The organism is Nocardioides sp., assembly GCF_030149505.1.
In the GTDB taxonomy this organism is placed as follows: Bacteria; Actinomycetota; Actinomycetes; order Propionibacteriales; family Nocardioidaceae; genus Nocardioides.
Genome location: NZ_JASBRN010000059.1, coordinates 47579 through 58018, shown reverse-complemented (window position 1 = coordinate 58018; position 10440 = coordinate 47579). Strand labels below are relative to the sequence as shown.

Sequence of the window (10440 nt, the reverse complement as noted above, 5' to 3'; positions counted from 1 at the left end):
ATGATGCTGGCTCGCGCCTCCTCGACCGTCTTGCCGAACAACATGATGTCGGCGATCACCTGCGGCGCGCCGTAGGTGCGGATGTCGGAGAACTCCTCCGCGCGAACGTGGGTGATGTCGCGCGAGAGCGCCGACACCATGAGCGGGAAGCGCTCGGTGATCCCGCCGGGGTGGATGCCGGTGCCGTGGAGCGTCGTGCCGCCCTCGGCGCACGCGGCGTCGACCGCGTCCGTGGTGCCGGGACGGGGGTAGACCCAGCCGACCGGCGTGACGACGTTCTTCCCCGACCGCAGCAGCGCGGCGACCTCGGACTCGTCGGGCAGCAGCGGGCTGTAGACCACGCAGTCGGCGTCGAGGGCGAGGATCTCCTCCTTGCTGGTGGTGGCCAGGACCCCGATCGGCTCACGACCGACCAGCTCGCCGGCGTCCTTGCCGTGCTTGGCCTCGGAGTGCACCCACACCCCGACCAGCTCGAGGTCGGGGTGGGCGAGCACGGCCTCGATCGCCGCCCTGCCCACGCCACCGGTCGCCCACTGCACCACGCGGATCGTCATCGTTCTCCTTCGACGCTGGCCCCCGCCGCATGAGAACACGTTCTAGTCGCCCTTGTCATGGGTCGCGGTGGTGTGCTCCGAACGCGATCCCACCCTCAGTGCGAGCTGAGGGTGAGAAATCGTGCGGACTATCCGCGGTCGGCGCGTCCGGTGAGCCGCCCGAGCGGACCGGTGCGGCCCGGGGCCAGGCGCGACCAGACGTCCAGGGCGCGAGCGTCGACGCCGCCGACCACCCGGGCCCTGTCCTTCTCGATCGCGGTCACGACCTGCTCGGCCAGCTTGGCCGGCGAGCGCATCATCACCGAGGCCATCCGGTGGCGGCCCATGTCCTGGAGCAGCGCGCGCTGCGAGCCCCGCGCCGACTCGGTGATGCCGGTGCGGTGGGCGCCGGGGAACACGGTGGTCAGCCCGATGGGGGACCCGACCAGCTCGCCGCGGAGGGCCTCGGAGAAGGAGCGCACCGCACCCTTGGTCATCGCGTAGACCGCGTTGTGGGGCAGTCCGAGCAGCCCGACCATGCTGGCCATGTTGACGATGTGCGCCTCGTCCTGCTGCCGCAGCACCGGCAGGAACGCGTGGCAGCCGTGGACCACGCCCCACACGTTGATGTCCATGATCCAGTGGATGTCCTCGAGGGTCTCCTTCTCGAAGGAGCCCGCGGAGGTCACGCCGGCGTTGTTGACCAGCACGTGGCAGGCGCCGTGCTCGGCGACCACCGCGTCGGCCAGGCCCCTGACCTGCTCGGCGGAGGAGACGTCCACGACGTGCGTGCTCGCGAGCACGCCGCCGGTGCTGCGCACCAGGCGCGCGGTCTCCTCGGCCCCCTCGCGGCGTACGTCGGCGCACGCGACCTGCACGCCGCGCCGAGCCAGCCCGAGGGCGATCTCACGGCCGATCCCGCCGCCCGCTCCGGTCACCACGGCCACGCGGCCGTTCATCTCTCGCACCTGCGCATCCTGGCGGTTCGCTGGCCCGGGGAGAGACAGGGGCCACGAGTCGGACCCCCGGGAGGTCGCCCCGGAACAGCGTGGCGCGACGCCGGGGCATGCGGTTTCCCGGGAGCTGGTGCAGGGTAAAGGCGTGCGCAGGGACGACCTGGGGAGACGTCGATGACCTACGAGGTGCTCGTCGAGGAGCTGCGCGCCGCGTCCGGCGACTACCGTGCCGTCGCCGAGGAGCTCGGCCCGGGCTCGATCTGCCTGACCCACCGGACCCCCGAGAGCCTCGGGCACGTCGAGCTCGCTGCGTGGCTGGGGGCGGTGGCCGAGCAGTGCACCGAGGCCAGCCGCGCGCTGCACGACGGCGCGGTCGACCTGGCCGACGACCTGGCGACGGCGGCCACCCATTACGAGAGCACCGACGACGGGGTGGCCGAGATGTTCCGGCGCCCCTCCCCGTTCCTCGACCCGCTCAGCCCGTTCCTCACACCCGGCCAGGGCCCCGTCCTCGGGCCCCCGAGCCCGAGCGGCTCCACGGGGCCCACCGCTCCCGCGGGCGGCACCCCGTGACGCTCCCCGACGGCGCGGTGCTCGGGAGCACGAGCGACCCCGCCGAGCTGGTCCAGGGCGACCCCGGCTCGGTCCGCACCAACGCCACGACGCTGGCCGACGAGGCCACCCGGGTCGAGCGGCTGGCCCGCGACGTCGACGGCATCGCCATCGCGGGCTGGAGCGGGGGCTGGGGCCAGCCGGCGTACGCCGCCGCCCGCGCGGCCGAGCAGGAGAAGTGGACCGCCTACGCGGGCGTCCTGCGCACCACCGCCGAGACGCTGACGACGTACGCCGAGGCGCTCACCACCGCGCAGAGCCGCGCCGCCGACGCGATCGCCACGTGGGAGCGGGGTGAGGAGGCCACCCGCGCGGCCGTCCAGCAGCACAACGAGGCCGTCGAGGCCTACAACAGCTATGTCAGCCGCCAGGTCTGCGTGCCGACGTACGGCGGTGGGCCGGTGGTCCCCTCGATCGGGCCGTCCCGGCCGGGACCCTTCGTCGACCCGGGGGAGTCGCTGCGCCGGGAGGCCGAGGAGATCCTCGCCGAGGCCCGGGAGGCGCTCGACGAGGCCGGCACGGCCGCTGTGCGCGCGCTGGGTGGTCTGCCCGGTGCGCGGACCGAGGGCTCGAGCGGTCCTGGCATGTCCGGCAGCGCCGAGGGTCCGAGCATCGACTGGGGCGACTGGCAGGACACCTTCGGGCGCAACCCCGCGCACGGTCCCGACGGGACGTACGACGGCGGCCTCCCGAGCAGCCCGTTCGCGATCAACTTCGGCAAGGTCGAGGGCGAGATGTACCTCTGGGGCGCCGACGGGTCGGTCGAGGACTACTGGGGCGACGTGCGGGTCCACGCCGACGGGTCGCTGCGGGCGGTGGGTCTCGACGGGGCAGCCGGGGGCCGGATCGACGCCAACGGCCTGGTCGCGCACGGCCACGGCGCCTTCACGCTCTTCGGGGCCGAGGGCACGGCGGGCGGGGAGTACGGCTACCTCAGCGGGGAGGTCAGCGGCAGCGCCAGCGCCGAGGCCCGCGCCGAGGGGGACCTGACCCTCGGGCCCACCGGCGTGCACGCCGGCGGCGAGCTCTTCGCCGGAGCGCGCGCCGAGATCGGTGGCCAGGCCGACCTCGGGGGCATCGGCGGCGAGGCCTCGGTCGAGGGCTGGGCCGGTGCCGGGATCGCGGGTGACCTCGATCTCGGCTACCGCGACGGCAAGATCGAGATCGGCGGCTCCGGCGGCGTGGCGTGGGGCCTCGGCGGCAAGATCAGCGGCTCGATCACCATCGACCCGGGCGAGGTCATGGAGACCGGCGGCGACATCATCGACGCGATCGGAGACCTCCTGTGAGCAGCTCGACCCTGCCCCTGCCGGTGCGCTTCGCGCTGCCCGACGAGGCGTGGACGCCGGTGGACCCGGAGTCGCTCGGCGTCCGCAACGCCGCCTTCCTGGCCCTCCGGGGCGGGGCTGCGGGGGAGTACCACCCCACGATCACCGTCTCCGGCGGGTGGCGCGGCGACGCCGCCAGCCTGGAGCAGATCGCCGACGAGTCGGTCGAGAAGCTGCGCGCCGAGGGCGCCGAGGAGGTCGAGCTGCTGCAGCGCCGGTCGCTGGGCACTGAGCACGCACCGGCGCTCACCCAGGCCGTCGGGGCCGTCGCCACGGTCGAGGGGCGCCGCCAGGACCTCCGCCAGGCCCAGGTCGTGCAGGGGCTGGTGGACGTCGAGGACTCCGCCCGCAGGGTCGTGATGATCTACACCCTGACCTGCACCTTCGCGCAGTGGGAGCAGATGGTGCCGGAGTTCCAGGCCTTCATGGCCACCGTCGAGGTGGTCCCGCAGCAGCCCGGGTCGCAGGCCGAGCCTCAGCCGAAGTAGCCGGTCAGGGCGAGGACCACGGTCAGCACGAGCCCGACGACCGCCCCGACGCCGACCAGGCCTGCGGCCCACAGGCCGACCCGCTCCGCGCCACCACGCCGCAGCTCCAGCCCGAGCTGCTGGGCCACGCCGGTGACCAGGTCGCGGCCCTCCTCGGAGCCGAAGCGGAAGTCGGCCTGGACGCCGAAGCGGCCCTGCTCGTCGAAGGCCCAGACCTTCTGCGCCCCGAGCTCCTTGACCCGCCCGTACTGGCGCTCGGCGGTGGCCGCGACCCGAGGCGTCCCGGCCACCCACTCCACGCTGCGCGCGTCGTCGGTGATCGTGTAGGTGCCGGGGGCGGGGACGGCCACGTGGTGCACGTAGACCTTGCTCAGCCCGGCCTTGTTGAACAGCCCGAACCACTGCGCGTCGACCACGTCGAGGGAGACGTCGAAGCCCTGGGCGGTCGGCGTGACGACGTACGGCGTGCCCTCGGCGGCCCGCTCGACCCCCTGCATCAGGGCGGTGACCTCCGGCGGCGGGGTGGTCACGAGATCTCCTCGTCGACCTGCACGTCGAAACCGACCTCGGTCCCGTCGACCTCCGTGACCGTCACGGTCACGCCGAGCTCGTCGGTGCCGGCGGTGAGCACGCAGCGCAGCTCCTCCCCGACCCGGCCGACCAGGTCGTCGGGGCACGAGACGTCGTCGGGGGCGACCCCGACCTGCTCGGCCAGGCGCGCGGAGACCTCCTGCTCCACCGAGGTGCTCAGCAGCGTGGGCGCCACCTCGTAGGCGATGTCGGCGCCGTCGACCTCGGTGACCACCACCTCGACCGGCACCTGGTCGCCGTCGAGGGTGACCTCGCACCGCACCGACTCGTCGACGGTGCCGGTGAGGTCCCCGGGGCAGCTGACGTCGGGCTCGGTGCCGACCTGGCCGGCCAGCGTCTGCGCGACGTCGCGCTCGAGGTCGGCGCGCTCGAGCACCGGGGTGCCGCCGCAGCCGGCGAGCAGCAGGGCGGCGAGTCCCGTGCCGGCCGACAGCAGGACACGGGTGCGGGGACGAGCAGCGGAACGGGAGCGGCGCACGCTCCCATGATGTCGCCGGGGTCGGGGCGCCAAACCCCCTGCCGTGGGTCGTCCGGCAGCGGACGGGACGAAGGTCCCGACCTCGCCGCAACCCGTGAGGGGGACGGGTCCGGACCCCTACCGTCGTCTGGTGACCGATGCCGCGCTCGACCGCCCCGCTCGGCTGTCGCGCGTGTTGGCACTGGTGGTGGCGGCCATCGCCGTCTCGGTCCTGGTCGGGTGGGTCCTGCAGGTCGAGGTCCTGGTGACGGTGCTGCCGGGGCTCACGAGCATGAAGCTCAACACGGCCCTGTGCCTGCTCGCGCTCGCGGTCTCGACAGGTCGACTGGTGCCCGGGCACCGGTGGCTGCCCGTGCCCGTCGTCGTGCTGACCCTCGCGACCTTGGCCGAGCACGTGAGCGGCGCCTCGCTGGGCATCGACGAGCTGCTGGTCGACGACTTCACCCACACTGCCGGTGCCAACCTCCCGGGACGGATGGCGATCACCACGGCGATCGCGTTGACGGCGCTCGCGGTTGCGCTGCTGAGCCAGGACCGCGGCAGGGTCCGCACCCCCCAGGTCCTCTCGGCGCTCACCTTCGTCGTCGGCTTCGTGACCGTCCTGGGCTACGCCTACGGCGTCTCCTCGCTGTACGCCGTGGTCGCCTACTCCACGGTCGCGCCGCACACCGCCGTGGTGCTGGTGCTGCTCGCGGTCGCCGTGCTGGCGCGGCAGCCGGGAGGCTACGTGCCCTGGCTCCTCGAGGGCCGCGACCCCGGCGCCGTGGTCGGGCGGATGCTGGTCCCGATCGCGCTGGTCGGACTGCCGTTGCTGGGGTCGCTGCGCCTGGCCGGGGAGCGGGCCGGGTGGTACGACGGGGTGTTCGGCCTGGCCCTCATGGTGCTCGGCAGCGCCACGGTCAGCGTGGCGCTCGCCCTCGTGGCCGGGCGACGGCTCCAGGCGGTCGACGTCGCCCGTCAGGCGGCGCAGGTCGAGCTCGAGACGCTGGTGGAGTCGTTGCGCGAGGGACGTGACGAGGCGTGGGAGCGCGCCGAGCAGACCGCGCGGGAGCTGGGCCACGAGCGGGCGCGGTTCTCCCGCAGCATCGGGCAGCTCGACGACCAGTTCTGCACGCTGCGCGTCGACGTCCGGGGACGCATCTGGTGCCACTTCGCGACACCGGACCCCGTCGGCCTGCTGAGCCCGGTCGTGGCCCGCCTGACCGGCGCGCCCGACGGTCCCGACCTGGACCCGGTCTCCACGCGCACCCTGGACGTGGTCGCGGCGCAGGTGCGGGCGGGGCGCGCGGTCAACGTCGAGCTGCAGGTCCCGGGAGCCGACGGTCTCGTGCGGTGGGTGTGGCTGCGGGGGACGCCGCGGCGGGAGGGTGAGGACCTCTACCTCGACCTCGTGGCCACCAACGTCGACGAGCGGCGCGCGCTGACCGACAAGCTCGAGGACGCCCTCGACGTGGCTCGCCGGCAGCGCGACGAGCTGGAGCAGGTCAACCGACTCAAGGACGAGTTCGTGGCGATGGCCGGTCACGAGCTGCGCGGTCCGCTCGCGGTCATCAGCGGCAACCTCGAGCTGCTCGGCCTCACGGCGCCCTCGCCCGACCAGGCCCGCTCGTTGGAGACCATGCGGCGACGCGTCGAGGGCATGCAGGCCCTGGTCGACGACCTCTTCGACCTGGCCAGGCTGCGCTCCGGCAGGGTGTCGGTGGAGTTGGCCGAGGTCGGCATCGCCGCGGCCGTCCACGACGCCGCCGCCGAGGTAGAGCCGGCCGCGCGCGCAGGCGAGGTGTACCTGGAGGTCGCGGACACCGGACCGAGCGGCCTGACGGCGTACTGCGACCCGCGGCGCCTGCACCAGATGCTGGCCAACCTGGTCGGCAACGCCGTGAAGTACACCCCACCCGGAGGTCGGGTGCGGCTGGCGGTAGGGGAGGCCGGTGACCGCGTGCAGATCGAGGTGCTCGACACCGGGATCGGCGTGGCCGAGGCCGACCTCCCGCACCTGTTCGAGAAGTTCTACCGCGCCAGCAGCGCCCGCGAGGGGCAGCTGCCCGGCACCGGCCTGGGGCTGGCCGTCACGCACGCGCTCGCCGAGGCGCAGGGCGGCAGCGTGCGCGCGGAGCGACGCGAGGGCGGCGGCATGCGCTTCGTCCTGGAGCTGCCGCGGCTCGACCCCGACGTGCCGGCTGCGGCGGCGGCGGCGGCGCTCGGGACCTCGGTCCCCCGACCCTGAAGGACACGTGAAGATCCCGCCCGACTCCTGGGAGCCCCTCAGGACCCGGCCGATCCTGAGGGGGAAGCCGAATCCGTCCCCACCCAGGAGCCCTCATGATCATCGCGGACCTTCCTCTCGCTGATGCCGACCTGCATGGGTACGACGGGATCGACGTCCCCCACCACCGGATCGCGACCAGCGACCCGCTGGAGCCGGGCCAGCTCCTCGTCGTGCGCACGCTGGACGGCGTGTGCCGCTGCGCCGAGGTGGTCGGCCTGGGGTTCACGCCCACCGAGACCGTCTACGAGCTGCGCCTGGGGCAGCCGATGCGCGGAGAGGTGGTCCGGTCGCTCATCCAGCGCCGGCCGGCACCCCGGCGCTGGGTGAGCGACGCCGACCTGGTCGGGATGCTCGTGGACTGCGAGCGCATGCAGCGCCGGTCGGAGCGGATCTCGTGAACACCGACGGCACGCCGACCCTCCTCGTCGCCGAGGACGACCCCGACCTGCTGGAGCTCCTCGTCGCCGCCCTGCGGATGACCGGCCACGAGGTCCTCGCCGCCCGTGACGGGATGCAGGCGCTCGCCCTGCTGCGTTCGCGCCCGATCGACCTGGCGGTGCTCGACGTGCTGATGCCCCGGATGACCGGGCTCGAGGTGGTCCGCGAGGTGCGCGCCGACCAGAGCATCGTCCAGCCGGTGCTGCTCATGCTCTCGGCCCTGTGCAGCCGCAGCGACGTGCGCGCCGGGCTGATCGCGGGCGCCGACGACTACCTCGCCAAGCCCTTCGACCTCGGCGAGCTCATCGACCGGGTCGACGTCCTGCTCACCGAGCGGGCGGTGTCGGTCCCGTCGATCTGAGCCGGTCGGGCGCGCGGTCGCCGCCCGTCTCCCCGGTCCGCCGCCGCCACCACGTGGCCAGGGCCAGCCCAGTCGCCACGTCCCAGAAGCCCCAGAGGGCGGCGACCAGCGCGACCCCGCCGTACTCGGGGAAGAAGCTGATCGCCAGCACCAGCGCCAGTGCGGTGTTGCGGACGCCGACCTCGAGCGTCACCGCGCGACGAGCCGCCGCCGGGATGCGGCAGGCCAGCGCGACGGCGAAGCCGACCGCCAGGGACATGGCGTTCTGGGCGACGACGGCCGGGCCGACCTCGAGGAGGTACGCCGCGGAGCCGGACAGGTTGGAGGCCAGCCCGCCCACGACGATGAGCAGCAGCATCACCAGCACGGTCGGCTCGACGAGCGCGCGCAGCCGACCGGCGACCCGGGGCAGCAGCCGTGCCAGCAGGATGCCGGCGACGAACGGCGCCACGATGAGCAGCAGCACCTCGAGCAGGACCTCCAGCGGCGAGAGGTCGACGGAGTCCAGCACCTGGCTGGCCTGGGGCGAGCGGGAGGCCCAGAAGGCCAGTGCCACGGGGGTCACGACTGCCGCCAGGGCGCTGGACAGCGTGGTCAGCGAGACCGAGAGGGCCACGTCGCCGCGGGCGCGGTGGGTGAGCAGGTTGGACATCGAGCCGGCCGGTCCGGAGACCACCAGCAGCATGCCGAGGGCGACGGAGGGGGCCAGGTCGAAGGCCGCGACGAGCACGAGCGTCAGGGCCGGGACCAGCACGAACTGAGCCAGCGTCACCGCGGCGAACACGGCCGGACGACGGGCGACGTCGCGCAGGTCCTCGGTGCGCACGTCGAGGGCGATCCCCAGCAGGAGCAGGGCGATCATCGCCTTGATCGCGACGTCGAAGCCGCCGCTGATCTCCAGGCTGAAGGAGTCGATGCCTGTCGGTCCGGTCGTGCTGGAGGTCGACGCGGAGGCGGCCGCCAGGTGGTGGGCGAGGGTCGCGCCGACGAGGGTCACCGGTGCATGAGAACACGTTCCAGCGCGACACGGAGGGAATCCGGCGGCCCCATGCGGGACCGGCGTGCGTCAGGGCGACTCGGTCGTGTCGTTGCGCACGTGCTTCGGGCCGGTGGGCCGGTCGTGGTCCGCGGTGTCGTCCCGGGCGTCGTCCCGTTCGGCCTGGTCGTCGGCCCCGCGCGACTCGCGCAGCGCCCGGCCGCGAGCGACGTCCTCGCGCTGCTTGGCCTCGGCCTTCTCGATGCCGCGGGTGTCGCGCGGCGGGAGCAGCAGCCGCTCCTCGGCGGGCAGGCCGGCCTGGAGCTCGCGACCGCGCTCGAGCTCGGAGTCGAGCTCGGCGCCGAAGAGCAGCGCGAGGTTGGTGATCCACAGCCACAGCAGAAAGACGATGACGCCAGCCAGCGAACCGTAGGTGCGGTCGTAGCCGGAGAACTGCGACACGTAGAGCCCGAAGGCGGCCGAGGCCAGCACCCAGACCAGGATCGCGAGGGCGGCCCCGACCGAGATCCAGCGGAACCGTGGCTGCTGCACGTTGGGGACGGCGTAGTAGAGGATCGCCACCATCGCCACGACGGCGGCCAGCATCACCGGCCACTTCGCGACGGCCCAGGCCAGCTGTGCGGTGCCGCCCAGGCCGACCTGGTCCCCGACGACCTCCGCCGCAGGACCCGTGAGCACCAGGCCCACGAGCACGAGCGCGGCCAGGACGACCTCGACCAGGGTCACCAGCAGCATCCAGGGGCGCAGCTTCCAGATCGGACGGCCCTCGCCGATCTCGTGCATCCGGTTCATGGCACGGCCGAAGGACCCGACGTACCCCGAGGCCGACCACAGGGCGCCGAGCAGACCGACGACCAGGCCGAGTCCTGCGGTGTCGGTGGCCGAGAGCTCGAGCAGGGTCGGCTCGAGCGTGTCGGCGACCGAGCCGGCGCCGAGGTCGCGGAGCACCTCGAGAACCGTGCGGGCGGCCTCGTCGCCCTGCCCCACGAGCCCGACCAGGCTCATCAGCGCGATCATCGCCGGGAAGAGCGCCAGCACGGCGTAGTAGGTCAGTGCTGCCGCGATGTCGGTGCACTGGTCCTTGCTGAACTCCCGGCCGGTCTTGCGCAGGACGTAGAGCCAGGACCGCCTGGTCAGGTCGTCGGGGGAGTCCGGCTTGGCCGGGTGGTCGGCGTCGGGGCGCTGCTCGAGGGTCGTGCTCGTGCCGGGCGCGCGCATGCTCATGCCTCGGGCGGTGCCCGCTCGCGGTCGTGCCCACGCCACCCCACCGGGCGGCGGACGGACCGAACGGGTGACCGGTCTGCTTGAGGACGCACGTACTTTCGAGTTCAACCATCCCGACGACTCGGCGTCGCAGGACAGGCGCCGACCCGATCCCCTGGAGCGCGC

11 protein-coding genes and 1 pseudogene are annotated in these 10440 nt (G+C 73.6%); 6 read left to right on the top strand and 6 right to left on the bottom strand.

Going from position 1 to position 10440, the window contains the following annotated elements:
• Both Q1V71_RS13460 and Q1V71_RS13455 read right to left on the bottom strand, forming a co-directional pair.
• A pseudogene (locus Q1V71_RS13460) lies at positions 1–554 on the bottom strand (diacylglycerol kinase); the annotation flags it as partial.
• 128 nt (positions 555–682) lie between these two features.
• Entirely contained in the window at positions 683–1492 is an 810-nt protein-coding gene (locus tag Q1V71_RS13455; RefSeq protein ID WP_300644356.1) for an SDR family oxidoreductase, read from the bottom strand.
• Positions 1493–1663: 171 nt separating this feature from the next.
• Between Q1V71_RS13455 and Q1V71_RS13450 the strand changes: the two genes are divergently transcribed.
• From Q1V71_RS13450 to Q1V71_RS13440, 3 genes are read left to right on the top strand one after another with little or no spacing between them, the layout of a single operon-like run.
• On the top strand, positions 1664–2062 hold the full coding sequence (locus tag Q1V71_RS13450) for a WXG100 family type VII secretion target (protein WP_300644353.1): 399 nt from the start codon (positions 1664–1666) through the stop codon (positions 2060–2062).
• Positions 2059–3390 carry a putative T7SS-secreted protein gene (locus tag Q1V71_RS13445; protein WP_300644352.1) on the top strand — a complete coding sequence of 444 codons (1332 nt, stop codon included), beginning with the start codon at positions 2059–2061 and terminating at the stop codon, positions 3388–3390. The genes Q1V71_RS13450 and Q1V71_RS13445 overlap by 4 nt, the downstream gene beginning before the upstream one ends.
• A complete protein-coding gene (locus Q1V71_RS13440) occupies positions 3387–3917 on the top strand; it encodes a hypothetical protein (protein WP_300644351.1) in 531 nt (176 codons plus the stop codon). Before Q1V71_RS13445 ends, Q1V71_RS13440 begins: the two co-directional genes overlap by 4 nt.
• On the opposite strand, the gene Q1V71_RS13435 is transcribed toward Q1V71_RS13440, so the two are convergent.
• Together Q1V71_RS13435 and Q1V71_RS13430 are read right to left on the bottom strand one after the other, a co-directional pair.
• A complete protein-coding gene (locus Q1V71_RS13435; RefSeq protein WP_300644350.1) occupies positions 3905–4447 on the bottom strand; it encodes a hypothetical protein in 543 nt (180 codons plus the stop codon). The genes Q1V71_RS13440 and Q1V71_RS13435 overlap by 13 nt on opposite strands.
• Positions 4444–4986: a DUF4333 domain-containing protein gene (locus tag Q1V71_RS13430; protein ID WP_300644349.1), complete on the bottom strand. Its 543-nt coding sequence runs from the start codon at positions 4984–4986 to the stop codon at positions 4444–4446. The genes Q1V71_RS13435 and Q1V71_RS13430 overlap by 4 nt, the downstream gene beginning before the upstream one ends.
• 130 nt (positions 4987–5116) lie before the next feature.
• Between Q1V71_RS13430 and Q1V71_RS13425 the strand changes: the two genes are divergently transcribed.
• The 3 genes from Q1V71_RS13425 to Q1V71_RS13415 all read left to right on the top strand — a co-directional run bounded on the left by Q1V71_RS13425 (position 5117) and on the right by Q1V71_RS13415 (position 8054).
• Entirely contained in the window at positions 5117–7213 is a 2097-nt protein-coding gene (locus Q1V71_RS13425; protein WP_300644347.1) for a HAMP domain-containing sensor histidine kinase, read from the top strand.
• A 95-nt stretch (positions 7214–7308) separates the two neighbouring features.
• Positions 7309–7653 carry a hypothetical protein gene (locus Q1V71_RS13420; protein ID WP_300644345.1) on the top strand — a complete coding sequence of 115 codons (345 nt, stop codon included), beginning with the start codon at positions 7309–7311 and terminating at the stop codon, positions 7651–7653.
• Positions 7650–8054, top strand: a complete 405-nt coding sequence (locus tag Q1V71_RS13415; RefSeq protein WP_300644343.1) for a response regulator transcription factor — start codon at positions 7650–7652, stop codon at positions 8052–8054. The genes Q1V71_RS13420 and Q1V71_RS13415 overlap by 4 nt, the downstream gene beginning before the upstream one ends.
• Here the strand turns inward: Q1V71_RS13415 and Q1V71_RS13410 are convergent.
• Entirely contained in the window at positions 8020–9051 is a 1032-nt protein-coding gene (locus Q1V71_RS13410; RefSeq protein WP_300644342.1) for a bile acid:sodium symporter, read from the bottom strand. The genes Q1V71_RS13415 and Q1V71_RS13410 overlap by 35 nt on opposite strands.
• 69 nt (positions 9052–9120) lie before the next feature.
• Complete coding sequence (locus Q1V71_RS13405; RefSeq protein ID WP_300644340.1) at positions 9121–10275, bottom strand: YihY/virulence factor BrkB family protein; 1155 nt, start codon at positions 10273–10275, stop codon at positions 9121–9123.
• Positions 10276–10440: the final 165 nt, after the last annotated feature.

What these genes read in the sequence shown, in the direction of transcription:
- Q1V71_RS13455 (WP_300644356.1), bottom strand. Translation starts at nt 1,492, where the DNA reads ATGAACGGCCGCGTGGCCGTGGTGACCGGAGCGGGCGGCGGGATCGGC.
- Q1V71_RS13450 (WP_300644353.1), top strand. Translation starts at nt 1,664, where the DNA reads ATGACCTACGAGGTGCTCGTCGAGGAGCTGCGCGCCGCGTCCGGCGAC.
- Q1V71_RS13420 (WP_300644345.1), top strand. Translation starts at nt 7,309, where the DNA reads ATGATCATCGCGGACCTTCCTCTCGCTGATGCCGACCTGCATGGGTAC.
- Q1V71_RS13405 (WP_300644340.1), bottom strand. Translation starts at nt 10,275, where the DNA reads ATGAGCATGCGCGCGCCCGGCACGAGCACGACCCTCGAGCAGCGCCCC.